We start from the raw sequence: 25,743 nt of genomic DNA, 5'->3' as shown, positions 1-25,743 counted from the left end.
TTTGGCAATACAATGTCGTACATTAATAAATTGCAAAGTAATCTATGAGTCTATTAGGTAATATTCTGTGGTTGATTTTGGGCGGTTTTTTGACAGGGCTGGGCTGGTGGTTAGCGGGCTTGATCGCTTTTATCAGCATCGTAGGCATACCCTGGGGCAAAGCTTGTTTTGTCATAGGGCAATTGAGCTTCATGCCTTTTGGTAAAGAGGTGGTGAATCGCGCAGATGCCAGCGGACAGGAAGATATAGGTACCGGTCTGTTGGGCATGCTAGGCAATGTCATCTGGTTCATTTTTGCCGGTGTCTGGTTGGCATTGGCGCATTTGATGTCTGCCCTGATTTGCTTTGTCACCATCATAGGCATACCGTTTGGTATTCAGCACTTGAAGCTGGCAGCAATTGCCGTGGCGCCCATAGGCAAGACTGTCGTCGATAAATGATGGTGGTCGATAAAAAAAGCTCAGGATGCGAATCCTGAGCTTTTTTAATGTGTGAAATCAGCTTACTTTTTACTTTTTGCAACTAAACTGTCCAATAATTGCATGGTGGCCTGGCCGAGTTGATCGCGTGGGATATTGGCATTGGCTGCACCTACCATGGAAGGGTTGGTCAGGTAGCGGCCATCGACGATAAAGGTTGGTGTACTGTCGACTTGATAGCTGGCAACCAGTTTGCCCAGGTTCTTCAATTTGCTGATGACAGAAAAGGAATTGTAAAAGCTCAGGAACTTGGCTTTGTCTATGCCGTTCCTGACTGCCCAAGCTGTATTGTCAGCATCGCTGGTCAGGCGACTTCTTTCTACATGCCAGGTTGCCAACACTTTGGCATGCAGGCTGGCTTCCAGATTCATTGCTTCCAAGGTCAGAAATAAGTGTGCTTCAGGATCATTTTCACCTGTCAACGGCAAGTGTATGCGGCGAAAAACGATGTTGTCACCCTGCTTTTTCTTCCACTCATTGACGATAGGCTCCAGCAGATTACAGGCAGGGCAGTGGTACATGAAAAATTCTATAACTTCAATTTTCTTGCCTGTGGCTTGCGTGGTTTGTGGCGTTTTCAGGCTGATAAAGTCTGCGCCCTCCTTGGGAGCGGCAGGCGAGGCGAGTGCTGTCGCAGAGACAAAACCCAGGGTAATGAGCAGTAAGCGTAAGAAGCGCATGAATTTCCTTTTAACAGAGAGCAAAACAAGTCGTTGAGCTTACCAGTAATTTCGCAATTTGGCAGCGCAGCTACCGGACGAACTCTGTTTTTTTGACAAGCCGGCGACTAAAATGTTCATAAACCCAGACTATAAATTGCGACATATTCATGAACTATCTTTAAATGCAGATATAAACCGAATAAATTTTTATGCAAAAACTTGCGTGCTCCAGGTATTCATAGAAAAATGAGTTTTAGCTAGCAGGAATTGAAGCCCGGGCTTTGACTCCCGGCTCCTGGCTCAAATTGCCACACTATCACCCAGCGGAGCATATGCGATGATGACCGTGCCTATCGTGATTGATTTCGAAGCTTCGGGCTTTGGCAAAGGTAGCTATCCGATTGAGGTTGGCTTCTCACGTCGTCATGGCGAAGGCTGGTGCACGCTGATCAGGCCGGAATCTGAGTGGCAGCACTGGGATGTTCATGCCGCACTCATACACCGCATCCCGCGTGAAATCCTGGTCGAAAGAGGCAAATCCGTCAGCCTGGTGACGGAACAACTCAATACCCTGCTGGCCGGGCTGACAGTCTATACCGACGGCTGGACCCAGGACTACGTCTGGATGGCGCGCTTATATGATGCTGTCGACAGGGTCCCTAATTTTCGCCTGGCAGATTTGCGCGAAATCATCAGTCCGCAGCAAGAAAGCCTGTGGCATGCAACCAAGCACCAGGTGCAGGAAGATTTGAATATTTCCCGTCATCGCGCCAGCAATGACGCGCGTATTTTGCAAATGACCTGGTTGCGCACTTACGACGCTGTGCGCTGCCTTGGTTAAAATCCTGAGCACGCCATTTTCTGCCTCATTGCAACATCTCGTAAAATAAATATCAAAATATTATCCGGACAGTGCAAAATACAGAATTGCCGGGGATACCCCCTTGGGGATTCCTGTTGCGTAGTCTTGAAATGCGAGGAGATAAGTGTTGAAGAAATGGATCATACGCCTGCTGTTGCTGGCGCTGGCCTTGCTGGCTACCGTTCTTATCTATCTCTTGCTGGCACCTGTGCCTATCAACCCCGTCGCCTGGCAAGCCACGCCTTTTGCTGGTTATTCACCACCGCATGCCCGCAATGAAAAACTGGCGGCATTGAAAACCATAGCAATAGGTGAAGAAACCGGCCCTGAGCATATCGCCATAGGCCCGGATGGCAAGTTGTATGCCGCCGTGACATCCGGCGCGATTTTGCGCATGCAGGCCGACGGCAGCCAGCGTGAAGTCTGGGTGAATACCGGCGGACGGGTACTGGGTTTCATGTTTGATGCTGCAGGCAATATGATCGCTGCCGATGCCTTTCGCGGCATACTCTCGATTTCACCTGACAAGCAAATAACGGTACTCACCGACAAAATCGGGGATAGTCCAATTTTGTATGCGGATGCCGTGGTGGTCGCCAAAACTGGCAAGATTTATTTCACCGATGCATCGCAACGCTTTGGTGCCAGGGAATCTGGCGGCACCTTCCATGCCAGCGTTCTTGACATCCTCGAACACTCTTCTACCGGGCGCGTACTGGAATACGACCCCGCCAGCAAACAGACGCGCGTCATTGCTGACGGCCTGTGTTTTGCCAATGGCCTGGTACTCAGCGCAGACGAGCAGCACCTGATTGTTGCCGAAACAGGCGAGTACCGCATCTGGAGAATTTCGATCGATGCCCATCAGTTGCACTTGAAAAACAAGCCAGATAAAAAACTGGCCCGTCTCTTGCTGCGTGATTTGCCAGGTTACCCTGACAATCTCATGCGTGGCCTTGATGGCCGTATCTGGCTGGGTTTGGCCAAGCCACGCGGCGCTGCGATTGATGACATGGCAGAACAACCCTGGTTACGCAGCATCACCTTGCGCCTGCCGCGTGTGTTGTGGCCAGTGCCACCCGCCTATGGCCATGTGCTGGCATTTAACGAAGCCGGAAAAATCGTCGCCGATTTGCAGGACCCGACCGGCCGATATCCAGAAACCACGGGCGTCACTGAGACGGAAGACCGTTTATACATACAGAGCCTGCATGCCCATGGCATAGGCTGGTTACCGAATCATCTGGTCAAAAAATGAAGAGCAAGCCTGCCATGCGGGAAGTCGATGTGCTCGTCATCGGCGGGGGCATTAATGGTGCGGGTATAGCGCGCGACGCTGCTGGCCGTGGCTTGAGCGTACTCTTGTGTGAAAAAGACGACCTGGCTTCCCATACATCATCCGCATCGACCAAGCTTATCCATGGCGGTTTGCGTTATCTTGAATATTATGAATTTGGCCTGGTGCGCAAGGCTTTGCAAGAGCGCGAAGTGCTCATGCGTTCTGCCCCACATATCATCAGTCCGTTGCGCTTTGTCATGCCGCATGATAAAGGACAGCGCCCGGCCTGGATGATCAGGGCAGGCTTGTTCCTGTATGACCATCTGGCGAAACGCGAATTGTTGCCTGGTGCTGAATCCATCAATTTGCAAAAACATATCGCCGGGCAACCCCTGCTCGCTGACTTCCGCCGTGGTTTTGCCTATTCAGATGGCTGGGTCAATGATGCCCGTTTGGTTGTCTTGAATGCCATGCAGGCGGCAGAAAAAGGTGCTGTCATCATGACACGCACCCGTTGTGTCTCTGCCAGACGGCAAGAGCAGTACTGGCTGGTGCAATTGCAAACGGCGGACGGCAGCATGATGATGGTGCAAAGCCGTAGTCTGGTGAATGCCACCGGCCCCTGGGCCGTCAATACCCTGCAGCAGGTTCTGCATCAGGGGGCAGCAAAAACCCTGAGACTGATCAAGGGTAGCCATATAGTCGTGCGGCGTTTATTTCATCATCCTTATGCCTATATTTTCCAGCATCCCGATGGCCGCATCGTGTTTGCCATCCCTTATGAACAAGACTTTACCCTGATAGGCACGACCGACCTGGATTACCAGGGCTCGCTGGATGAAGTCTCGATCAGCGAGGAAGAAGTAGCCTATCTGTGCGGGTTGGCCAGCCATTATTTTACCCAGGCAATCAGTCCTGCCGATGTGTTGTGGTCTTATTCCGGTGTGCGCCCGCTGGTGGAAGAGCCGGTTGTGGGAGGCAAGGAAAAGGCCGCTGCCCTGACCCGTGACTATAGCCTGGAACTCGATACTGCCGGTGCGCCAGTCTTGAATGTGTTTGGTGGCAAAATCACCACATACCGCAAACTGGCTGAAGAAGCACTGTCCATACTGGCTCCCCTGCTCAACAATGCCAATACTGCCTGGACCGAGCATGCCTGCCTGCCCGGCGGTGATATTTATAGTGAATCCCCGGAAAATCGCGCTGTCAGCGAATTTCCCTTATTCATACAGCAATGCCAGCAGCAATATGCCTGGCTGCCACCGCATCTGGCAGAACGCTATGCACATGCCTATGGCAGTCGCATTCATGTTTTGTTGAAAGATAAATATTCGCTGGCCGATATGGGTGAAATGCTGGTACCCGGCTTGTATACCGCAGAAGCGGCCTATCTGGTCAAGCATGAATGGGCGCGTACGGTTGACGATATACTCTGGCGCCGCAGTCGTCTGGGTTTGCACTTACTGGGTGAAGATGCCAGTCACTTGCAGGAATGGCTAAATTTTAATGCAACATCGGTCCAGTGGCCAACTTAGTAGCCTGTCTCAGGGTGACATGCTCATGTCATAGCAAACCAATATTATTCCCTTCTGTTGCGACTTTAGATGACTGCTGACTATCCTCAGGTTTCGCAGTTTATCCCTAGAAATTTGCGCACTGTCGCAAGTCTGTGGCTGCCTTCCTTTACTTTGCTTATTCTGAATATACCAAATCAAGAACGGGAGACGGCAATGAACAAGACTGCATATATGAACGCGCTGCGTCAGGCCCTGGACGGCTTACCAGCCAAAGTCATCGAAGACACCATGTGGGAATATGAGCGCAAGTTTACTGACGCCATGGCCGCTGGCAAGTCGGAAGAGGAAATTGCTGCTGGTCTGCCCAAGCCAGAACTGTTGGCGGCGCAAAAGAACGCCAGCACACGTTATGAAGCATTAAAAACAAATTTTAACCTGGGTAATGTTGCCAGTTTGCTGGTTGCCCTGATCGGTCTGATGATCTTCAATCTGTTCATGCTGATACCTGCAGTGGCGTATTTCAGTCTCTTGTGCTCGACCTATGTTGTCGCATTGGTGATGTATGTAGCGGGCATAGGCATCACTGCGGCCAGTATCTCTGGCGTCGAGCAATTCAGTGTTGATATACCTGCTGGCAGGCAGCATGTACATAGACACCATGATCGTAATGTCAGCGTTGATATTACTGAAACGGGTATCTTGATAGATGGTGAAAAACTGGATGACAGTGGTAAGACCGCATCTGTTGTAGCACAGAAGGGCAGCACAGAAAGTCATGCAGAAAAGCTGCATATAGAAGTTGGTAATCAATATTCTGTTAAAAAGCTGTTCGCAGGTCTGGGTTTGCTGCTGGGTTCCATCCTCTTGATGATGCTCAGTCTGTTCATGACCAAATATACCTTCATCGGTTTTAAACACTATTTGCGCTGGAACTTGTCACAACTGCAGCTTTCCCATGCAGCCTGACGAGCAAGTAGTGGCAGTAGTCCTTTTTAGTTTTAGTCTAGCTTCAGGAGAAAAAAATGAATAACATCATACGCACAGGCGTAGGCATGTTGGGTCTGGCAGTGGTTTTAACTGCATCCAGCGTGGTCTTTATCCGGGCCCATGCCAGCACGGTAACGGTTGCCGGTTCGGCGGCCAGTGAAGTTCGTCCGGTCACTGCATCCATCGTCAATGTCATACTCAGCGGACCTATAGATCTGGCCTTGAAACAAGCTGCCACGCCAGAATTACTGGTCAAGGGTGACGCCAAGCTGGTTTCTCGGGTGACGACCAGGCTGGAAGGCAATACCCTGTATATAGGCACACGTGGGATCTATATTTCGGTAGGGAAAACTGAGCAAACCAAGATAGAACTGAGTTTGCCTAACCTGGAAAAGCTGCAGACTTCCGGCAGTGGTGACGCCGTCATCAAGGGCTTCAAAGGCAACAAACTTGAAGTCAGCCTGCAAGGTTCGGGCAATATCAATCTGGATGGCGAATACCAGCAGGTATTTGCCAGCCTGAATGGCAGTGGCGACCTGAATCTGGGGGTTGGGACAGCGGAGCTACTGGAACTTGCTTCCTATGGCTCTGGCGACAGCATCGTTAGAGGCCAGGTCAAAAGCTTTAATGCCAGATTAACAGGCTCAGGTGACTTGAAAGCCGTTGCCTTGAAAAGCGCTGCGGTCAATTTGAATTCCACAGGATCATCCAGCTCCAAAGTATTTGCAGGTCAGGAAATCAAGCTGAAAGTCACAGGGAGTGGTGATGTTCATGTCATGGGCAACCCGGCAAAGCGCAATGTAGAGCGCAGCGGCTCGGCAGAGGTACATTGGGAGTAAGGCTAGCCTCAATTTGTAGTTGCACGTACCACATTGGTGCAGCTTAAACTGTTGTTAATTGGTACGTCTTAGTAGGTGTTGCTTAAAAGAATGAAATTTTCCATAAGAAATTCTTGCTTGTGGAAAATTTTATTCTTTATATCAATATATTTTCTGCTTAATATTCGACGCTGAGGCCGTGGTACTGAAACTCTATTTACTTGACGCTTTTTTCTGCAATAATCATTGCGCAGTTGTAAGTATTTGTTTCAACCACGAATTAAAGTTTGCGTAATTACAGATTTTTTACCAACCTGACCAGCCAAGAATCATGACTGCTACTAAAAGTAAGTGCTTGACCGCGTTGTTTGTTGTGTTCAGTTTCATTAGTGCTGCCGCTGCACAAGAAAATCCCATGCAATTTCTCAGTCGCGCCAATGCCAAGGTGGCCAGGGCTGCATCGGTGAAGAATCGTTGGGAAGGTCCTACAGAAGGACCGCAACTGCAAAAGAAAAAGAAAATTATTTTTATTGCTGCTGATCTGGGTGATGCTGGTGTCAATGGCGTATTCAATAGTGTGCGCGAAGCCAGTGCCGGCGCTGGCTGGGAAGTCTTGCCCATCAATTGTCGCGGTCGTTGCAATCAGGGCGCTGCCATCATCAGTCAGGCACTGGACATGAAAGCGGACGGCATCGTCCTGGCAGGGGTGGACGTCAGTAGCCAGGGCAAAGGGATGGCTGCTGCTGCCAAGGCCAAGGTGCCTGTTGTTGGCTGGCATGCCTCCGTAAAAAGCGGTCCTACCGATGGCCTGTTCACGAATATCACCACTAACCCCAAAGAAGTCGCTCAAGTAGCTGCCTTGTATACAGTGGTAGATTCAAACAACAAAGCTGGTATCGTCGTATTTACTGATTCCACGAATCCATTTCTGCTGGCCAAATCTAGCGCTATCGTTGAAACCATACGCCAGTGCGAAGGTTGCAAATTACTGAGCCTGGAAGATGTGCCTCTGGCCGATGCCAATGCCAAAATGAAAGGCGTGGTAGAAAACCTGGTCAAGCGCCACGGAGCCAAGTGGACGCATGCGATAGGCGTCAACGATTTTTATTTCGATTTACTGGAAGTGCCGGCTACCGCAGCACTGATCGCGAATAACAAACTGGTCGGAGTATCTGCTGGTGATGGTTCGCAGACGGCGTACAAGCGCATACGTGCCAATAGCCTGCAGTCTGGCACAGTACCTGAACCCCTGTCCATGCAAGCCTGGCAAATCGTCGATGAGTTGAATCGCGCATTTGCAGGTGCAGAACACAGCGGCTTTGTCGGTACACCACATCTGGTGACTGCGCAGAATATCGCTTATGACGGTGGGCAAAAGAATATGTTTGAACCAGCGAATGATTTTCGAACGCACTATCAAAGATTCTGGTCCAAATAAGCCTGATTAAGCTACTGCGCGACCTTATTTTTAGCCTGCGATGCTCGCCGTACTAAAGTACGACTGCGCTTCTTAACTAAAACTAAGGCCGCTCGCTACGCTTACTCAGGCCTATTTCAAAACTACTGAGAGTTTAAAAGCCGGATTTTCCGGCTTTGTTTTTTTATGCGCCCTGGGTTACGGCTGCCAGGATATTTTCCGGGACTGACTTGTCGATATACATGCGCTGGTCGGCGACTTGCATGAGCTTGTCGGCGCTGCGGCCATCTGTGGGGAAGAGGGCACTGCCCAGGGCGGCCTCGATTTCTACGGTGTGGCCTTGTATGGTGCAGGGGCCTTCGAGTATTTTCTTCAAACGTAGCAGGGTGCTGTCCAGTTGCGATTCCTGATTGACGCCGAATGTCAGGGCCACGAATTCATCTCCGCCTATGCGGCCTACAAAGTCGGCGTGGCGGCAAAAGCTTTTGAGGCGTCTGGCAACTTCCTTGAGTAACAGGTCACCAGCCTGATGGCCAAATCTGTCATTGACTGACTTGAAATGATTGAGATCTATCAGGATAAAACCAAAACCTTGCTGGTTACGGCCACTCTGGGCGATGGCTTTGTCCAGCATTTCATCGACATGGCGGCGGTTGGGCAAGCCAGTGAGCACGTCTTCGCGAGCCATCTCCAGTATGCTTTTCTGGACGCGCAAATTACAGCAGACACTGACGCCATAAGTCCAACCCAGCAAGCAAAGCACCACAAGCAGATAGATAAAATTCAAAAGAGGATGGCTGGCCAGTTCTGCATTGTTATTCGAAATGAAAGCCAGATGCCAGCGCATAAGAAAACCAACTGCCATGATCGCGAGGGAAATCGCACCTATGCAGGCGGCCAGCAAGTCTACGTCTCGGGTTTTCCAGACCAAAATAAAGGCATTACTCAACATCAGGCTGGCAGCGATGACATCATGGAACAGATATCGGCGTATCATGTCGTCCCGGTTGAGGAAGGCCAGCAAGACAAATGCCGGGATCAGTACCAGACCCCAGCGCCAGCGTAGTCGGGACGGATAACCGCGAAAACGCAGGGTGCCTTCCAGCATCAGCAGGGTAGTGGTCAGGGTCAGGGAATTATTGAAAGCAACGATCAGGGACATGGGGATGTTGATGACGTCGATCAGGCGTATCAGTAAAAATGCTGGTGCGATCATGGACGCAGCGGCTGCCCAGACGCCGGTGCCGGGTATGTCACGGTTGATATGCCAAACAGTCAGCATGACCAGCATGGAAATCACGCTGATGCAAGCAACCACTAAGTCTAGCGTAGCACGATCCAGATTGACCATAGGGAGACCTGGTTGTAACTTCTGGTAAATTCAGGCAGATACAAAATCAGCTTTGCTTGCAGGTACCGGTGCAGGAAAGCCGCACATGAAAAACCATATTATGACGCAAACTTATGCAAACAAAAGCGAGTAATTCTCATCATCCACAAGCCAGTATTGTTGCCATTATTGGTGGTGGGCCAGCTGGCCTGATGGCGGCCGAAACTCTGGCTCTGCAGGGTATAGCCGTGGATGTTTATGATGCCATGCCTTCGGTAGGACGCAAGTTCTTAATGGCTGGCAAGGGGGGAATGAATCTCACACATTCTGAAGATTCTGTCTCTTTCATGACACGGTATGCCGAACGCGAGCTTCAACTGGCACCGATCATAGACCAGTTTGACGCCGCAGCCTTGCGCGTCTGGGTCAAGGGTCTGGGTATAGAAACTTATGTAGGCAGTTCCGGGCGGGTGTTTCCGGTTGATATGAAGGCTGCTCCCTTATTGCGTGCCTGGCTGCATCGCCTGCGCCAGCAGGGAGTGCGCTTTCATATGCGACATCGCTGGCTGGGCTGGGATGAGCAAGGCCAATTGCGCTTTGCCACGCCTGATGGCGAAGTCTGCCTGCCTGCACGAGCGCAGGTATTCGCGCTCGGAGGCGGTAGCTGGCCCAGGTTGGGTTCGGATGGTGCCTGGGTAAGTTTGTTGAGACAGCGTGGTCTGGATGTGGCGGATTTACAGCCAGCCAATTGCGGCTTCGATGTGAACTGGACAGCTTTCTTTAAAGACAAGTTCGCTGGACAGCCTTTGCTGACAGTGGCAGCCAAGGTGCAAGGCAGTGGCCAGCCCATGCGCAAGGGGCAGTTTGTGATCACTGAAAGCGGGGTCGAAGGCAGCCTGATTTATGCATTGTCTGCAGCACTGCGTCAGCAATTACATAGTCAGGGTAAAGCTGTGCTTGAACTGGATTTATTGCCGGATACTGCGTTGGAGAAAGTACAGGCAGAACTGGAACATCCGCGTGGTTCGCGTTCCCTGTCCAGTCATCTGAAAAGCCGTCTGGGTCTGGATGCATTAAAAATGGCTTTGTTGCATGAATGCCTGGATAAAACTGATTTTGCCCAAGCGCCCATCTTGGCACAGGCCATCAAGGCATTGCCTGTGGTGCTCAACGCAGCACGCCCCATAGATGAAGCTATCAGCAGTGCCGGTGGACTGCGCTTTGAGGAGCTCGATGAAAATCTCATGGCGCTGCGCTATCCTGGTCTGTTTTTTGTCGGTGAAATGCTGGATTGGGAAGCACCGACTGGCGGCTATTTGCTGACTGCCTGTTTCGCTACCGCAAGGCTTGCTGCGGCAGGCGTAGCAAACTGGCTGGAGCAGAATTCAAGCGAATTGAAAATGAGTTGAAATAGTTTCCGTTGGGAAGCGTAGAAGTTGGTACAATCATAATTTTTGCGCCGCATCATTTTATTCTGTCCATGAGTTTGCATTTCAGGTATTTGTCCGTATGAGTGATTCCCGCAACGCTGCACGCGCCAACGTTACCTGGCGCGGTGCTATACAGGTGGTTCCTGGTCAGATTGTGCCAGCGAGGATAGTTAGCTTTACTTCTGCCAGCATACAAATGCAGTGCAGCGCTGTTCTCAAAGAAAAGCAGACTTACCAGATGATGATGGAAGTCCCCAAACCAGGCGACGCCTCTCAGCGTACCCAGGTAGTCTGCAAGGCAACCTGCATTTATTCGATATTGAGTGGTAATGAGTATCGCGCTGCCATGAAATATTTTGAAGTGCCAGCCCAGCACGCAGCCTTACTGGCTGAATGGCACGGTTAGAACTTGCCAGCCAAATACACACACTGAGCATACAGACTTTGCTTGTGATATAAACAGGCTTTGCTTTATTTGCCTGCGCATCATGTCCAAAGATACTGCCTTACCCGAAACCGCCCAGCGCGTTGCACTATTGCTGCATAACCTGGGGCATGATCAAGCTGTCGTCATGTTGCCTGAGTCAGGCAAAACTTCTGCCGAGGCTGCTGCCGGCCTGGGTTGCCTGGTGGCAGAAATTGCCAAATCCATCGTCTTTCGTCGCTTGCTTGATGATGCAGCCGTCATGGTCGTTGCCAGCGGTATCAACCGTGTTGATGAAAGCAAGGTGGCAGCGATTGTCGGCCCTTTGGGTAAGGCGGATGCCCGTTTCGTTAAAGAAAAAATCGGTTATGCCATAGGCGGGGTTTGCCCTATCGGTCATTTGCAAAAAACTGTGATGCTCATTGACGAAGACTTGCTGCAATACCCACATGTGTGGGCTGCTGCTGGCCATCCTCACGCTGTCTTCAAACTGACGCCAGCCCAATTGAAAAACATGACCGGTGCGCCGGTCGCTGATGTGGCTTTGCGCGCATGAATATCCTGTATGAATTTGATCCCGCCCAGTTTGTCATGAAACCTGGCGCGACCGTGCCTTCACCCTGCATCAATATTTGCCGCATGGATGACAAGACGGGTTTGTGCACAGGTTGCTATCGCAACATTGATGAAATCATTTGCTGGAGTAAGGCAGACAACCACAAGAAACTGGAAATCTGGGATCTGGTACAGCAAAGAATGCTGCCATGAGTGTTTGACGATGAAAGGATAGAGAGTGAAACAGCTAGACTGGTATTTTGATTTTATTTCCCCTTTCGCTTATTTGCAAAGCGAAATGCTGCCGCGCCTGCAAGGGGTAGAGCAGATCAATTATCGACCAGTCCTGTTTGCTGGCCTGCTCAATCACTGGGACAACAAAGGTCCGGCAGAAATCGCACCCAAGCGCCAGTGGACCTTCGAGCATTGCGCATGGCTGGCACACAAGCATGGCATTCCTTTGCGCATGCTGCCCGAGCATCCTTTCAATCCCTTGCCTTTATTGCGCCTGTGCCTGGCGCTTGGCAGCACTGAAGCTGCCGTGCACAGGCTATTCCGTTTTGTCTGGCGTGATGGTCATATACCCGCACAGACAAAACACTGGCAAGCCTTGCTCGACGAATTGCAAGTGACACCTGCCATGCTGGATATTGCCGCTGTCAAAGATGCGCTAAGGCGCAATGGTGAACTGGCTATCGCCGCCCATGTATTTGGTGTACCGACTGCGGTAGTGGATGATCGCTGTTTCTGGGGCCTGGATGGAACTGATATGCTGCAAGCTTACCTGCAAGGCGATGCCTTTTTCGCATCGGCAGAATTGGCAGCCGCGCAAACTATGCCCTATGGCCAGCAGCGCAAAGTCGCAGGTAGGGCATGATGCAACTGCCCGCCTGCATGCAAGTCTTTGAACGGGGATGGCTGTCCTCGAATAACATCCTGTTTATTGATGAACAACAGACTGCTCTGGTGGATAGTGGTTACTTCAGCCATGCACCACAGACCCTGGCACTGATACAACATTCCCTGGGTGATCGCAAACTCGATTTACTGGTCAATACCCATCTGCATTCTGACCATTGTGGTGGCAATGCCGCATTGCAGCGCCACTATGCTTGCCGCACGCTGATCCCTATTGCTGACGCGGCTGCGGTGGCACTCTGGGATGAGACAACTCTTACCTATACCGCCACAGGCCAGCGCTGCGAGCGTTTCAGTTTTGATGCAGCGATACAGCATGGTGACGAACTGCGGCTTGGTGGCATGGACTGGCAGGTGCTGGCCGCGCCCGGACATGATCCACACTCCATGATCCTTTATTGTGCGCAGGAAGGCATATTGATTTCTGCCGATGCCTTATGGGAAAACGGCTTTGGCGTGATTTTTCCTGAACTCGAAGGGGAGTCCGGTTTTGCTGAGCAAGCAGCAATACTGCAAGTCATCCGTGAACTGAATCCACGTATCGTCATTCCCGGACATGGTCCTGCCTTCAGCAATGTCGCTGTCGCGCTGCAAAGGGCGGAATCGCGGCTGGATTATCTGAGTACCGACCCACGCCGCAATGCCCGCAATGCGGTAAAAGTGATGCTTGCCTTCATCTTGCTGGAATTCCAGCAACTTAGTCTGGCAGCAACCATATCTCAACTTGGCAGCACTCGCCTGGTGATGTCGTCGGCCAGGTTGTTGTGTCTGGAAACAGACTTGCTGATATCGCAAATGGCAAACGAACTGGTGACTGCCGGAGCCGCCCGTCTGGAAGGTGATTTGCTGATCAGCACGCGCTAACCTACCATTGATACATCGAACTTTAGGAATAAAAATGCTACATCACATCTCCTTGGGCGTACGCGATCTGATACTGGCTGGCGCATTTTATGATGCTGCCCTCGGTGCTTTGGGTTACAGGCGCGTGTTTGAAGACGACACCGCCTTGGGCTATGGCTTGCATGATGATGAAGATATCCTGTGCCTGAAATTAAGAGCGGATGCCAGCCCGCCGGGCCCGGGTTTTCACCTGGCCTTTACCGCAGCGACGCGCTCCGCGGTTGATCAATTTCATGCATCTGCGTTGACTGTAGGCGGCAGCGACAATGGCGCACCAGGTTTGCGTCCTGACTATGGAACTTATTACTACGCTGCATTTTTAGTTGATCCTGATGGACACCACATCGAGGCGGTGACCAAGGTGGTAGCTTAAAAATTTTTGCAACCTTTTTTCCTGCTTGCGTCTATACCTGTGTAACACCTTTCACATGTATTTTTCCGGACAGGAGTAAGAAATGAAACGCTTTCATGTACATATCGCCGTAGAACATCTGGATCACAGCATTGCTTTTTATAGTCAACTGTTTGGGCAGATGCCCGCAAAGCAGCAGGCAGATTATGCGAAATGGATGCTGGATGATCCACGCGTCAATTTTGCCATTTCCACACGCGGCCATGCAACTGGCCTGAATCATTTTGGCATGCAGGCTGATACGGTTGAAGAACTGGCGCAATTGAAGATGTTGGCTGATGCCGCTTCAGGCACGCAGGTATTAGACCAGGAAACAGCTACCTGTTGCTATGCTAATAGCAAAAAACACTGGATAGTTGATCCCCAGGGTTTGCCGTGGGAACATTTCTTCACGATGTCAGACGCCCAGGTATTTGGTGAAGACACTGCAGCACAAGATGGCGCTTGCTGCATTCCCCTGCATAATGGTAGTGGTGAAAAAGCTGCAGAGACCGTCGCTTGTTGCGTTCCCAAGGCGGACAATGCCGGTAAGAAATCATGCTGCAACTGACACAAAATAACGAAGATTTGACGCAAGCATTTGGCGACCTGCAGGCAAGCCTGCGCACTTATCTGCGCAGGCGCATTGCCGATGCCAGCCAGGCAGACGATATCTTGCAGGACATCTTTGTCAAAGCCCTGCTAAGCAAACGCGCCGGTCGCGAAATTGATAACCTGACCGGCTGGCTATATTCGGCTGCCCGTACCACACTGGTCGATTATTACCGGGCCCAGGGTATGAGTATGGAAGAGCTTGATGAAAATATGCCTGAACAGCAGAGTGAAGACCTGCAACTGCATGCAGAGCTGGCAAGCTGCTTGCAGGCATTCATCCAGCAATTGCCGGACAAATATCGCGATACCCTGATGGCAACGGAGTTGCAAGGTAATAGCTTGCGTCATCTTGCTGAGCAGGAAGGACTCAGCATGTCTGCCATCAAAAGCAGGGCCGCGCGTGGCCGTACTATGCTCAAGGACAAATTGCTGGCTTGCTGCAATGTAGAAATCCAGAATGGACTGGTGACGGATTATCGTCGCCATGCGGCCACCAAGTGTGGGAAGAAGTGCGATTAGCATATTTCTGCTCCATACTCAGACAATAACTGTCTGAGTATGGAGCGATGGCAGTGGCCTTCCCCCCTCGCAATAACAACCCACAGAAAAATTCGTTGTCTTTGACATTGTAGCCAGCAAGTTGTATTGGGCAAAACATCGGTGTCGTATGTGCAGGATTTGCGTATAGAAAAGGCGGTGCATTTGTTGAAGACTTCCAACCATAGTGTGGAGCAGATTGCGGGGTTGGTGGGGTATGCTGATGGGGTGAGTTTGCGGACTTTGTTGAGGAGGAGAGTGGGGAAGGGGATACGGGAGATTAGGGTAGGGTGAGGGGGGTGCTGCTCGTATCGACGATACGCAACGAGCTTAAAACTCTTGATTTTCGACTAATCTTAGTTACGTCATTCCAGCGTGCTTTTGGCTGGAATCCACCGGGCTGGCGCTCCAGTGACGTTCGTAGTCTGTCTTGTTGCTTGTTGAATGCCGTACTTTGAATAAAAAGATTGCCCTTCATGGGTACAAGCCGGGTCTCGGCCCGGCAGCCGAAATACTTTCTTTGCGTCGCCAAAAGAAAGTATTCAAAGAAAGGCGACCCAGGCGTAGTCGCCCCCTGAAGGGGGTTCCCGTTTGTGCAGTACAAAAAATGGGAAATGCCCGAAACTCGCTACGCTCAGACAACGGTCATTTCTTAATCCATTTTCTGTACTGCACAAACGGCGGCTACACATGGGAACTGCGAAAGTCAAAAACAACGTCAACGCGACCACCAACCATATATCTTGATACCGGTTTGACCGTCGATTGGAGGGAGATGAATACTATTTACTTCAAATGATAGACCGCCTCAGAAAACGAACTAACCGGCGCCAGATCCGCATACTCAGTCGGTCTGCCTTGCTGTTTCGCCATGAAAGCTTCCATCAGGTTACTGCTTTGCCAGATACCGGATTGCAACCAGCCCATTTGTTGCAGGGCGTCGTGGGTGCTGTGGTCGCGGGCGTAGTGGATGGCTTGTTTGCTGCCCCAGATCGCGACCGGGGGTTTTTCGGCGATTTCTGTGGCCATTTGCAGGGCGGCTGCCAGCATGTTTTCCTGGGTATCAAATACTTCGTTAAGCAGGCCAACCGCGAGGGCACGTTGTGCTGGCAGGCGGCGGCCGGTGTAGGCCATTTCGTGGACTATGCCTTCAGGGATGAGTTTGGGCAGGCGTTGCAGGGTACCAAGGTCGGCGGTCATGCCTATGTTGATTTCCTGTATGCAGAAAAAAGCATCGCTGCTGGCCAGGCGTATGTCGCTGGCACAGATCATATCGACACCACCACCTATGCAACCACCGTGTATGGCGGTAATGACTGGCATGCGCAGGGATTCAATAAGATTGAAGGCATGGTGCATGTCTTTCAGTGCCATTGCAATATTGGCGCGGCCAACGGCGCTGGCATCGTCGAGCGTGATGCCGCCACCGGCGAAGACATCCAGCGCCATGCCAGCGGTGAAATGCTTGCCAGTTGAAGAAATAATGAGCACACGGGCATTCGCCTGGTTTTGCAGGTTTTGCAAAATCTCTGTCAGTTCACGAAAAAATACCGGCTGCATGGTGTTCAGCGTGGCGGGGCGGTTCAGGCGCAGGTGGGCGATTTTATTGCTGATACTGAAGTCAAAACATTGATAAGTCATGGTGTCTCCACAGGAATTTTATTTGCACGGTAAAATCATACTGGATATGTACGTCCATCAAGCATTCTATGCTCACCGTTAGAGGATACCGACTATGGCTCTCGACTCACCCGCATCAAGTTCAGTTTCACGCTTGCCATCAGCTTTGCAACACCTTAGCCTGCCTGTCATTGGCTCTCCTTTGTTTATTGCCAGTGGCCCCAGACTGGTGGCAGCGCAATGCAAGGCGGGCATCGTCGGTTCTTTCCCTGCCCTGAATGCCAGACCTGCCGAGTTGCTGGATGTATGGCTGACAGAACTGCAGGCCGAGCTGGCAGCGCACCAGGAAGCACATCCTGATGCGGTAATAGGGCCGATTGCTGTCAACCAGATCGTCCATCAGTCGAATGACCGGCTGGCACATGATGTCGAGGTGTGCGTCAAACATCAGATACCCATCATCATTTCTTCGCTCCGTGCGCCACCACCAGAAATGCTGGATGCGATACACAGCTATGGCGGCATAGTCATGCATGATGTGATTTCGATACGCCATGCGCAAAAGGCGCTGGAAGCCGGAGTCGATGGCCTTATTCTGGTGGCAGCCGGTGCTGGCGGGCATGCGGGTGGCCTGTCGCCGTTTGCCCTGGTCGGTGAAGTACGGCGCTTCTTTGATGGCCCGATTGCCTTGTCGGGTTCTATCGCAACGGGTGATGCAGTGCTGGCTGCGCAAGCTATGGGTGCCGATTTTGCTTACATAGGCTCACGCTGGCTCGCTACGGTTGAATCAAACGTGGATGACGCTTATCGACAGGCCATCCTCGATTCAGCTGCGGCAGATATCGTCTATACCAATCTGTTCACCGGTGTGCATGGCAATTATCTCAAGAAATCCATCATCGCGGCAGGACTGGACCCGGACAATCTGCCGGTGGCTGACAAGAGCCAGATGAACTTTGGCTCTGGCGGCGGTAGCAAGGCCAAGGCCTGGCGTGATATCTGGGGCGCGGGTCAGGGCGTGGGCTTGATGGATGATGTGTTGACCGTGGCGGAAGTGGTAGCACGTTTGAAATCTGAATATGCTGCCGCTAAAGCGCGTGTGTTGTCATTGTAACTAATTTTCAAATAACTACTTATCAGGAATATCATGAGTAAAGCTTATGTCGTTGCAGAAATCCAGGTCACTAACGCAGATGCTTATGCTGATTACCGACCATTGGCCACAGCCAGCGTGGCTCAATATGGCGGGCAGTTTTTGGTACGAGGTGGTACACGGGTGCAAAAAGAGGGCAGGGATGATGCGCATAATGAAGGCTGGCGTTCTGTCATCGTCGAATTCCCCAGCCTGCAACAGGCGCAGCACTGGTATGACTCGGTCGAATATGCCAAGGCCATGGAAATTCGTCATGCCAATTCTATTGGCCGTTTGTTCATTGTTGAGGGCGTGTAAGCTAAGCCAGCGGTAGCGTGAGGGTGAAAAAACCACAAATTGCTCTCAGGATTCAAGTTTGCAAAGAGACTTGCCGTAACTAGGGTATCTCTCTGCAAACTCAATCCCAAATTCAATTCATTATGCGCCGCTCTCTCGCTTTGCTGCTTCCCATGCTGTTGGCCCTGTCCGCTCAGGCGAACGACCCGCCACCATCCAAACCCATCAAGCCGGCGTCGGCGAAAGAAGAATCTTCCAGTCCGGCTTCTGCATCAGCTAAAGAAGAACGCAAGCCATCATCCAAGGAAAGCAAGGACAGCAAGGAATCCGCCAAGGAAGCCGCTATCCGCGCCAAGGAAGCACTGGCTGCCGATGAACTGGCAGCTCGCATCGCTGAACGCCTGAGCGTCATCCGCAAGGAAAAAGACGAAGCAGCCGCGCGCAGTGTGCCTAGACCTGTAGTGCGGCCCTCGTATGCGCCAGCTGTGCGCAAGCCTGAATCCGTCAAAACCAAAAATGATCATGGTACCAACAGTGCCGCAGCAGCAGGCGGGCAGGCGGCCAGCCATGCCAATATCCACTGGAGCTATAAAGGCGAAGGCGGACCTTTAAACTGGGGCAAGCTCAATGCGGCCAATGCCAAGTGCGATATCGGTGAAAGGCAGTCTCCTATCGATATCCGTGATGGTATCAGGGTGGACTTGGACCCGATCGCTTTTGATTACAAGCCCAGCCGTTTCTCTGTGATTGACAATGGTCACACCATACAAGTCAATATCGGTGCTGGCAACTATATCAATGTGATGGGTATTAATTATGAGCTGGTGCAATTTCATTTTCACAAGCCGTCTGAAGAACGGGTAAACGGCAAGAGCTTTGAAATGGTTGCCCATCTGGTACACAAGGATGCTGATGGCAAACTGGCCGTGGTGGCCGTGTTAATTGAGCGCGGCAAGTCACATAGCCTTGTGCAGCAGGTCTGGAATAATCTTCCACTGGAAAAGAATGATCCGGTACAGGCCTTGACGACCATGGACATGAGCGACATCCTGCCCGTCAAACGTGATTACTATACCTATATGGGTTCGCTGACGACACCACCTTGCAGTGAAGGGGTATTGTGGCTGGTCATGAAAGAGCCGGTAGAAATTTCACCAGACCAGTTGGCGATATTCAGCCGTCTGTATCCCATGAATGCGCGACCCATACAAAAGAATTCTGGTCGTTTGATCAAGGAATCAAATTAAGCGGTAACAAGCATCAATAGACGATGTTATGAGGCCGGCCAGTCCGGCCTCAATTCTTTGCGCACCACCAGTTTCAAGCCTGACCATATATCGCTGACAGCACAGACCTTGATATCGACGTAACCCAGGGGCAGGGCGACTTCCCTGATCGTATCTTCAGTGATGTCGGTAGCCACTTTCGAGGCTTTCTTGGGCCAGGATACCCAGATTGCGGCATCACTTCTCAAGCTTGCTTTACAGTTCAGCAATTCTTTGACGAGGACAGCTTTCTTGTCGGTGAACAGGTGGACGATATCTGTCGCAGGCGTAGTCTTCTTGTAAAATACCACCGCAGCTGGCAAGTCGGCCAGCAAATCCAGATAGTTTTCAGGCGCATGCCTGGCGCAAACATGGCTGTCAGCTTGTATCCCCAGTTTCTTTGCCAGTAGTGTACGGGAATAGCCAGTGGATGTAAGGTTCATCGTAAGAAAAAATCAAAAAGCAGTACCTGTGCAGATACTGCTTTACATCAATCAGATGAGCTTGAACAGCATTTACTTATAGATACCACAGCCAACGACGACATCATCAGATTTCTCAAAATAGGTGGATTTTAATTCTATGGCTTTGGTAGTTGGGTTAGGCCATTTGTAATCTATCCAGCCTTTTCCCTTGCTCTTTGCGGTTGCCAGGAGTTCTTCAATAAAGGCTTTGTTATCGACATCTCTCAGCGTACTGATATTTTTCCCCAAGAGCTTGGGATTGGCACCATGGGCCAGGGTCTTGCCACTCATGTCGAGTACAAAAATATACAGGTCACGGTCACTGAAACTGCCTTTGGGATTATTAAATTCAGGGTAAGCTGCATCTGCTCCCTTGGATTTAATATGGGCGATGGCTTTTTTCACCATGGCTTCTGCTTCTTGTGCCGTACCATGGTCTGCAGCGAATACGCTCTGGCTGAAAAAAATGCTGAATAGACTCAGTGTCAGGAATTTAATGAAACTACGCATGATAAGTCTCCTGTATTGTGGGATACCAAATTCCAGCAGTTCATCAAACTCCAGGAATCTGATATCTCACAACATACTACTATCTGCGCTTCATTTCCATGTTTCTTGTATGCAAGTAATGATGCTTCGCGTTGCTTATGTGAGTTTTTATGTAAGTTTATAAGGCAGCTCACGCCAGCGCTTGCCACTGACTCTGGCGATAGCATTCGCAAAAGCCGGTGCCAGTGCTGGCAAACCAGGTTCACCCATGCCGGTAGGGGCATCTGCACTAGGGACGATATGCACGGCAACCTGTGGCATATCGGTAATGCGTGGCACCACAAAGTCACCGAAGTTGCTTTGTTCGACTACACCGTCCTTGAGTGTGATAGCAGCACCTGGCAGGCACATGGAGAGACCCATTAGTGCCGCACCCTGTACCTGGGCATCTACACTCCTGGGGTTGACAGCCAGGTTGCAATGCACACCCGCAGTGACCTTGTGCAGCTTGGGCTGGCCATTTTTCATGGATGCTTCAACCACGTAAGCGACTACGGAAGAAAACGATTCATGTACAGCCACACCATAAGCGCGGCCTGCCGGTAACTTTTTCTTGCCATAGCCAGACTTTTCTACCGCCAGTTGCAATGCCGCTTTATGCCGTGGATGTTTGTCACCCATGAGCTTCAGGCGGTAAGCTACCGGGTCTTGTTTGGTAGTCTGGGCAATTTCATCGAGCAGTGTTTCCATGACAAAGGCGGTATGGGTAGAACCCACGCTACGCCACCACAGGACCGGCACATTGATCTTGGGATGATGGACAGACAGGCGCATAGGCATTTCATACGGTTCTTTCATGCCTTCGACTGCCGTGATATCCACGCCATCCTTGACCATCATGGATTCAAATGGTGTGCCACCGACGATGGACTGGCCAACGATGACATGATCCCATCCGAGGATATTACCCTGCGCATCAAAACCGATTTCAGCCTTGTGCACATGCATGGGGCGATAATAGCCACCCTTGACATCGTCTTCACGGCTCCACAGCGTGCGTATTGGTGCATCCAGCCCCGCTGTTTGCGCAGCCTTGGCAACATTGCAGGCTTCCACCACATAATCACTGGTGGCGATCGCACGACGGCCAAAGCCACCACCCGCATACTGAGTATGCACTGCGATATTTTCCGGTTTCAAACCCAGGGTCTTGGAAGCCGCAAAACCATCGAGGCCAGGCATTTGCGTGCCCACCCACAATTCTGCCTTGTCGCCCTTGATGGCAACCGTGCAGTTCAGTGGTTCCATAGGGGTATGTGCCAGATAGGGGAAAACAAATTCGGCATTCAGCTTATGTGGCGCCGTCGCTATTTTTGAGACGTCATCATTAAACTTCAGCGCTCCCTGTTTCTTGGCCAGTTCCTTGTAGCTCGCCAGCATCTTGGTGGAATCAATTTTTTCCACGCCATCGGTATCCCATTCCAGCTTCAGTACATCGCGGGCTTGCTTGGCTGGCCAATAACCGGTAGCGATAATCGCCACGCCCTCGCCACCGCGGTCTACCGGTACACGCAAGACTGCCTTCACACCCTTGATGGCTTTTGCCGCCGCGTCGTCAATAGTCTTGACCTTGGCACCAAATACTGGTGGTCGCGCCACTACGGCAGTCAGCATGCCGGGCAGGTGGACATCGATACCAAAATCCTGCGTACCTGTGGATTTGGCTTTGGCATCCAGCCGGCCTGTGGGTTTGCCTATCAGGCGGAAGTTTTTTGGATCTTTCAACGTCACTTTTTCTGGTACTGGTAATTTCATGGCAGCATCTGCCAGCTCGCCATAGCCCAGCTTCTTGCCGCCGGGGCCGATGACATGCCCATTCTCAGTACGCAGGCTGGAGGGATCAACTTTCCATTGTTCTGCTGCTGCCTGTACCAGCATGGCACGGGTGCGGGCACCTAGTTCGCGGTACTGGGTATACGAATGGGCGATGGAGTTCGAGCCACCCGTCAGGTGCATGCCAAATGCGGGGTCAACATAGGCTGGGTGGTTACTGCCATTTACGCTTTTGACCTTGGACCAGTCGGCGTCCAGTTCTTCTGCCAGTATCATGGGCAGGCCGGTTTGCACACCTTGGCCAAATTCCAGGCGGTTGATGGTCACAGTGACCGTGCCATCCTTGGCGATCTGTACGAAAGCGCCCGGTTGCTCAGTCGGCTTCAGGCCTGCAGGGGCTTTGGCGGCAGCATCCTGCGCTGATGCCAGCATGGGATAGCACCCCAGGGAAAAACCGCTGGCCGTTGCCATTTTCAAAAAGCTGCGGCGACTGAGGCCAGCAGATGTTGCTTCCGGTGTAGTGGATTGCAAGAGAGTTTGCAAATGAGATTGCAGATGGCGCGGCAGTTCTATCAAACGATCTTCAAAATGCATGTCTATTCTCCTCAGGCCAGAGTGGATGCAGCATCATGGATGGCAGCACGGATGCGCACATAGGTGCCACAGCGGCAGATATTGCCTGCCATGGCACTATCAATATCTGCATCGCTAGGCTTCTTGTTGGTTTTCAGCAATGCTGTCGCACTCATGATCTGCCCACTCTGACAGTAACCGCATTGCGCGACGTCATGCTTGATCCAGGCAGCTTGCACAGCCTTGCCGACCTTGTCTTGGCTCATGGCCTCGATCGTGGTGATTTTTTGGCCTGCGACGGCAGAAATCGGCGTGACGCAAGAGCGTATTGCCTGGCCATTCAAATGCACAGTACAGGCACCACACAATGCCGCACCGCAGCCAAACTTGGTGCCAGTCAGGCCCAGGGAATCACGCAGCGCCCATAGCACGGGCGTGGATGGGTCAGCATCTACCTGGTGTTCTTTGCTATTGATATTCAGTGCAGTCATGGAATAGTTCTCCATCCGGTGAGGTGGTTGCAGGGGCGGAACAGGAAAAAACGGGGAAAACAGGCTGGACAAGTCTGGAAAACAGACTCATCCATATTTGGTTTACTTAACTACTATAGAATATTTTTAGAGTTTGGGTGCAATAGACGAAAAAACCACGGGAAAGCTGTCTTTTCCGTGGCATTTTTGCTGTTCCAGAGTCAGTGGCGTGGCTTTATTCGTATTTGCGGGCGTCGTCTATAACCTTGCCATCATTCGCCAGGCTGCCTGGTGCAACAAACTGCACGTCACCACGCAATTTGGTGACGTCTCGCAGGCTATCGATGATGGCAGCTTGCAACACAGGGTTGACCGCCGCAGTTTCACAATGCAGGCTCATGACATCATTTGCCATTTCACCAGTCACCACCAGCCTGGCCTTGCTGATTTCAGGGTGACGCTTGACGACCTCTGCAACTTGCGAAGGATGGACAAACATACCCTTGACCTTGGTGGTTTGATCCGCCCGCCCCATCCAGCCCTTGATGCGCTGGTTCGTACGGCCACATGGTGAAATGCCCGGCAGTATCGCTGACATGTCACCCGTACCAAAACGTATCAAGGGATAGTCAGGATTAAAGGAAGTGATGACAACTTCGCCAACTTCACCTTCCGCCACCAGGTCACCTGTGCCAGGACGGACGATCTCCAGTATCAAATCTTCATCCAGTATCATGCCGGGATTGATCTGGCCATCGCTCATGCTCTCATAGGCGATATTGCCTATGTCGGCAGACGCATAGATTTGCAATACATGGGCAACACCATGCTCTTGCAGCCATTTGCGCAAGGACGGTGGCAGGGCTTCTGCACCGACGATGGCGCGCTGTACGCTGGAAATATCGGCACCCATGTCCAGCGCTTTTTCCAGGATGATTTTCAAGAAACTCGGTGTGCCTATGTAGGCGTCAGGCCGCAATTCTGCCATGGCCTGTACCTGCATTTCCGTTTGCCCTATACCAGCCGGGATGACTGCGCAACCTATGCGGGCGGCGGCACTTTCCACCATGAATGCGGCAGGTGTGAAATGGTAGGAAAAACAGTTTTGCAGCAGATGACCAGCACGCAGGCCAACTGCATGCATGGGGCGGGCAAAGCGCCACCAGTCCTGGCCGCGTCCCTCGGGGTCAAAGATGGGGCCAGGCGACATGAAGATATGGCCCATTTGGCGCACAGGCGTAGTATTGAGGCCACCAAAGGGCGGCAAGGCTTTTTGCAAATCCTTGAGATCGGATTTGCGTGTCACCGGCAATTGCGCCAGCGCGCTGCGGCTCTTGATGTCATGCGCAGCCACTCCCTGCAATATCCTGCCCCAGCCTTCTGCAGTTTGGGCGTGGGCAATCAATTGCGGCAGCTTGTTCATCAGCGCTTGTTCGCGGCTTTGTGGATTGCGGGTTTCCAGGGCGTCCAGATAGTCACTCATGAGCATGCTCGATAGTGGGTTGATTTGTGTGCATCTCAAAATGATGGATAGCGATGAGTGATGGCTCAAGCCAGCCAGCGTTTGCGCCTTCTATAAAACTTCATATCCTTGAAACTCTTGCGGCCTGCGCCTGAGACACCAAGATAAAATTCCTTGACGTCTTCATTGCTGCTGAGGTCTTTGGCCTCGCCTTCCATGACGACCCTGCCGTTTTCCAGGATGTAGCCAAAGTCTGCATAGCGAAGGGCGACATTGGTATTTTGCTCGGCCAGCAGGAACGATACTTTCTCTTCGATGTTCAAGCTTTTGACGATTTCAAAAATCTCTTCGACTAGTTGTGGTGCGATACCCATCGATGGTTCATCAAGCAATATCATCGATGGCTTTGCCATCAGGGCGCGGCCTATCGCGCACATCTGCTGTTCACCACCCGAGGTGTAGCCAGCTTGCGAATTACGACGCTCACGCAGGCGCGGGAAGTAGTGATAGACCTTTTCCAGCTCTGCCTTGAGTTCACTGCGTGAAAGGCTGCGCGTGTAGGCACCCGTCAATAGATTTTCTTCTACAGTCAGATGTGCAAAACAATGGCGGCCTTCCATGACTTGCGACAGCCCACGTTTGACCAGTTCATTTGGCGTCAGGTGATCAACACGCTGCCCGCGGAAAGTAATATCGCCCTTCGTGATATCGCCGCGCTCGTTTCTCAGTAGCGTCGATATCGCCTTCAGCGTGGTTGATTTGCCCGCGCCATTGGCACCCAGCAAGGCAACGATTTTTCCTTGTGGCACTTGCAGGGAAATACCCTTCAATACCAGGATCACGTGATCGTAGATGACTTCGATATTGTTGACACTGAGATAGGCGATGTCGGTAGTTGCAGCTGTATTTGCTGCCGTTGCCGTTTCTGCCGTGATGCTATGAACGCTCATGATCTTGATCTGCAATGATTTGTACAAAAGGGGCGGAGGCACAGGCTGGCCTCCGCTAATTACT

General features: G+C 51.5%; 28 protein-coding genes and 1 pseudogene. 20 read left to right on the top strand and 9 right to left on the bottom strand.

Annotation, left to right across the window (positions count from 1 at the left end):
* Nucleotides 1-44 precede the first annotated feature (44 nt).
* Nucleotides 45-440 (top strand): YccF domain-containing protein, encoded by a 396-nt coding sequence (locus tag H8L47_RS22790; RefSeq protein ID WP_186955907.1) that lies wholly within the window; start codon nt 45-47, stop codon nt 438-440.
* Between the two features lie 62 nt (nt 441-502).
* On the opposite strand, the gene H8L47_RS22785 is transcribed toward H8L47_RS22790, so the two are convergent.
* On the bottom strand, nt 503-1,159 hold the full coding sequence (locus H8L47_RS22785) for a thiol:disulfide interchange protein DsbA/DsbL (RefSeq protein WP_186955906.1): 657 nt from the start codon (nt 1,157-1,159) through the stop codon (nt 503-505).
* Nucleotides 1,160-1,478: 319 nt separating this feature from the next.
* On the opposite strand from H8L47_RS22785, the gene H8L47_RS22780 reads away from it, so the two are divergent.
* The 6 genes from H8L47_RS22780 to H8L47_RS22755 all read left to right on the top strand — a co-directional run bounded on the left by H8L47_RS22780 (nt 1,479) and on the right by H8L47_RS22755 (nt 8,042).
* Nucleotides 1,479-1,982 (top strand): hypothetical protein, encoded by a 504-nt coding sequence (locus H8L47_RS22780; protein WP_186955905.1) that lies wholly within the window; start codon nt 1,479-1,481, stop codon nt 1,980-1,982.
* A gap of 145 nt (nt 1,983-2,127) precedes the next feature.
* Nucleotides 2,128-3,261 (top strand): SMP-30/gluconolactonase/LRE family protein, encoded by a 1,134-nt coding sequence (locus H8L47_RS22775; RefSeq protein ID WP_186955904.1) that lies wholly within the window; start codon nt 2,128-2,130, stop codon nt 3,259-3,261.
* Entirely contained in the window at nt 3,258-4,817 is a 1,560-nt protein-coding gene (gene glpD, locus H8L47_RS22770; protein WP_186955903.1) for a glycerol-3-phosphate dehydrogenase, read from the top strand. Before H8L47_RS22775 ends, glpD begins: the two co-directional genes overlap by 4 nt.
* A 195-nt stretch (nt 4,818-5,012) precedes the next feature.
* Nucleotides 5,013-5,765, top strand: a complete 753-nt coding sequence (locus H8L47_RS22765) for a DUF1700 domain-containing protein (protein WP_186955902.1) — start codon at nt 5,013-5,015, stop codon at nt 5,763-5,765.
* A gap of 56 nt (nt 5,766-5,821) precedes the next feature.
* Nucleotides 5,822-6,625 carry a head GIN domain-containing protein gene (locus H8L47_RS22760; protein ID WP_186955901.1) on the top strand — a complete coding sequence of 268 codons (804 nt, stop codon included), beginning with the start codon at nt 5,822-5,824 and terminating at the stop codon, nt 6,623-6,625.
* A 310-nt stretch (nt 6,626-6,935) separates the two neighbouring features.
* On the top strand, nt 6,936-8,042 hold the full coding sequence (locus H8L47_RS22755; RefSeq protein WP_222616653.1) for a substrate-binding domain-containing protein: 1,107 nt from the start codon (nt 6,936-6,938) through the stop codon (nt 8,040-8,042).
* A gap of 163 nt (nt 8,043-8,205) precedes the next feature.
* On the opposite strand, the gene H8L47_RS22750 is transcribed toward H8L47_RS22755, so the two are convergent.
* On the bottom strand, nt 8,206-9,372 hold the full coding sequence (locus H8L47_RS22750) for a GGDEF domain-containing protein (RefSeq protein WP_186955899.1): 1,167 nt from the start codon (nt 9,370-9,372) through the stop codon (nt 8,206-8,208).
* Between the two features lie 113 nt (nt 9,373-9,485).
* Between H8L47_RS22750 and H8L47_RS22745 the strand changes: the two genes are divergently transcribed.
* The 10 genes and pseudogenes from H8L47_RS22745 to H8L47_RS22700 form a co-directional block, all read left to right on the top strand.
* Nucleotides 9,486-10,760: a TIGR03862 family flavoprotein gene (locus H8L47_RS22745; protein WP_186955898.1), complete on the top strand. Its 1,275-nt coding sequence runs from the start codon at nt 9,486-9,488 to the stop codon at nt 10,758-10,760.
* A gap of 100 nt (nt 10,761-10,860) precedes the next feature.
* Nucleotides 10,861-11,187 (top strand): hypothetical protein, encoded by a 327-nt coding sequence (locus H8L47_RS22740; RefSeq protein ID WP_186955897.1) that lies wholly within the window; start codon nt 10,861-10,863, stop codon nt 11,185-11,187.
* Between the two features lie 82 nt (nt 11,188-11,269).
* Nucleotides 11,270-11,761 (top strand): YbaK/EbsC family protein, encoded by a 492-nt coding sequence (locus H8L47_RS22735; protein WP_186955896.1) that lies wholly within the window; start codon nt 11,270-11,272, stop codon nt 11,759-11,761.
* Nucleotides 11,758-11,973, top strand: coding sequence for a DUF1289 domain-containing protein (locus tag H8L47_RS22730; protein WP_230413875.1), 216 nt, complete (start codon nt 11,758-11,760; stop codon nt 11,971-11,973). The genes H8L47_RS22735 and H8L47_RS22730 overlap by 4 nt, the downstream gene beginning before the upstream one ends.
* Nucleotides 11,974-11,998: 25 nt before the next feature.
* Nucleotides 11,999-12,637 carry a 2-hydroxychromene-2-carboxylate isomerase gene (locus tag H8L47_RS22725; protein ID WP_186955895.1) on the top strand — a complete coding sequence of 213 codons (639 nt, stop codon included), beginning with the start codon at nt 11,999-12,001 and terminating at the stop codon, nt 12,635-12,637.
* On the top strand, nt 12,634-13,542 hold the full coding sequence (locus H8L47_RS22720) for an MBL fold metallo-hydrolase (protein WP_186955894.1): 909 nt from the start codon (nt 12,634-12,636) through the stop codon (nt 13,540-13,542). Before H8L47_RS22725 ends, H8L47_RS22720 begins: the two co-directional genes overlap by 4 nt.
* Nucleotides 13,543-13,576: 34 nt before the next feature.
* Nucleotides 13,577-13,954, top strand: a complete 378-nt coding sequence (locus tag H8L47_RS22715) for a VOC family protein (protein WP_186955893.1) — start codon at nt 13,577-13,579, stop codon at nt 13,952-13,954.
* Between the two features lie 82 nt (nt 13,955-14,036).
* Complete coding sequence (locus H8L47_RS22710; protein WP_186955892.1) at nt 14,037-14,543, top strand: ArsI/CadI family heavy metal resistance metalloenzyme; 507 nt, start codon at nt 14,037-14,039, stop codon at nt 14,541-14,543.
* Nucleotides 14,531-15,106 (top strand): sigma-70 family RNA polymerase sigma factor, encoded by a 576-nt coding sequence (locus tag H8L47_RS22705; RefSeq protein ID WP_186955891.1) that lies wholly within the window; start codon nt 14,531-14,533, stop codon nt 15,104-15,106. Before H8L47_RS22710 ends, H8L47_RS22705 begins: the two co-directional genes overlap by 13 nt.
* A 117-nt stretch (nt 15,107-15,223) precedes the next feature.
* Nucleotides 15,224-15,418: pseudogene (locus H8L47_RS22700) on the top strand (helix-turn-helix domain-containing protein); the annotation flags it as partial.
* A 492-nt stretch (nt 15,419-15,910) separates the two neighbouring features.
* Here H8L47_RS22700 and H8L47_RS22695 read toward each other — a convergent pair.
* The gene (locus H8L47_RS22695) at nt 15,911-16,765 is read right to left on the bottom strand and encodes an enoyl-CoA hydratase-related protein (RefSeq protein WP_186955889.1); all 855 of its coding nucleotides are present in this window, start codon (nt 16,763-16,765) and stop codon (nt 15,911-15,913) included.
* Between the two features lie 94 nt (nt 16,766-16,859).
* On the opposite strand from H8L47_RS22695, the gene H8L47_RS22690 reads away from it, so the two are divergent.
* The 3 genes from H8L47_RS22690 (at nt 16,860) to H8L47_RS22680 (ending at nt 19,420) form a co-directional block, all read left to right on the top strand.
* Nucleotides 16,860-17,858 (top strand): NAD(P)H-dependent flavin oxidoreductase, encoded by a 999-nt coding sequence (locus H8L47_RS22690; RefSeq protein ID WP_186955888.1) that lies wholly within the window; start codon nt 16,860-16,862, stop codon nt 17,856-17,858.
* A gap of 33 nt (nt 17,859-17,891) precedes the next feature.
* Entirely contained in the window at nt 17,892-18,194 is a 303-nt protein-coding gene (locus H8L47_RS22685) for a DUF1330 domain-containing protein (protein ID WP_186955887.1), read from the top strand.
* Between the two features lie 122 nt (nt 18,195-18,316).
* Nucleotides 18,317-19,420, top strand: coding sequence for a carbonic anhydrase (locus tag H8L47_RS22680; protein WP_186955886.1), 1,104 nt, complete (start codon nt 18,317-18,319; stop codon nt 19,418-19,420).
* 26 nt (nt 19,421-19,446) lie between these two features.
* Here H8L47_RS22680 and H8L47_RS22675 read toward each other — a convergent pair whose 3' ends face one another.
* From H8L47_RS22675 to H8L47_RS22650, 6 genes are all read right to left on the bottom strand, one after another.
* Complete coding sequence (locus H8L47_RS22675; protein ID WP_186955885.1) at nt 19,447-19,881, bottom strand: DUF3052 family protein; 435 nt, start codon at nt 19,879-19,881, stop codon at nt 19,447-19,449.
* A 72-nt stretch (nt 19,882-19,953) separates the two neighbouring features.
* The gene (locus H8L47_RS22670) at nt 19,954-20,412 is read right to left on the bottom strand and encodes a cache domain-containing protein (protein WP_186955884.1); all 459 of its coding nucleotides are present in this window, start codon (nt 20,410-20,412) and stop codon (nt 19,954-19,956) included.
* 147 nt (nt 20,413-20,559) lie between these two features.
* Nucleotides 20,560-22,818, bottom strand: coding sequence for a xanthine dehydrogenase family protein molybdopterin-binding subunit (locus tag H8L47_RS22665; protein ID WP_186955883.1), 2,259 nt, complete (start codon nt 22,816-22,818; stop codon nt 20,560-20,562).
* Nucleotides 22,819-22,829: 11 nt separating this feature from the next.
* The gene (locus tag H8L47_RS22660) at nt 22,830-23,288 is read right to left on the bottom strand and encodes a (2Fe-2S)-binding protein (RefSeq protein ID WP_186955882.1); all 459 of its coding nucleotides are present in this window, start codon (nt 23,286-23,288) and stop codon (nt 22,830-22,832) included.
* A 214-nt stretch (nt 23,289-23,502) separates the two neighbouring features.
* The gene (locus tag H8L47_RS22655) at nt 23,503-24,750 is read right to left on the bottom strand and encodes a phenylacetate--CoA ligase family protein (RefSeq protein ID WP_186955881.1); all 1,248 of its coding nucleotides are present in this window, start codon (nt 24,748-24,750) and stop codon (nt 23,503-23,505) included.
* 65 nt (nt 24,751-24,815) lie between these two features.
* Complete coding sequence (locus H8L47_RS22650) at nt 24,816-25,679, bottom strand: ABC transporter ATP-binding protein (RefSeq protein WP_186955880.1); 864 nt, start codon at nt 25,677-25,679, stop codon at nt 24,816-24,818.
* Between the last annotated feature and the right edge of the window lie 64 nt (nt 25,680-25,743).

Origin of the sequence: Undibacterium umbellatum (genome assembly GCF_014284125.1) — a bacterium.
GTDB classification, from domain to species: domain Bacteria; phylum Pseudomonadota; class Gammaproteobacteria; order Burkholderiales; family Burkholderiaceae_D; genus Undibacterium; species Undibacterium umbellatum.
Note: the sequence above shows the minus strand (reverse complement) of the source record. Positions and strands in the feature narration are given on the sequence as shown.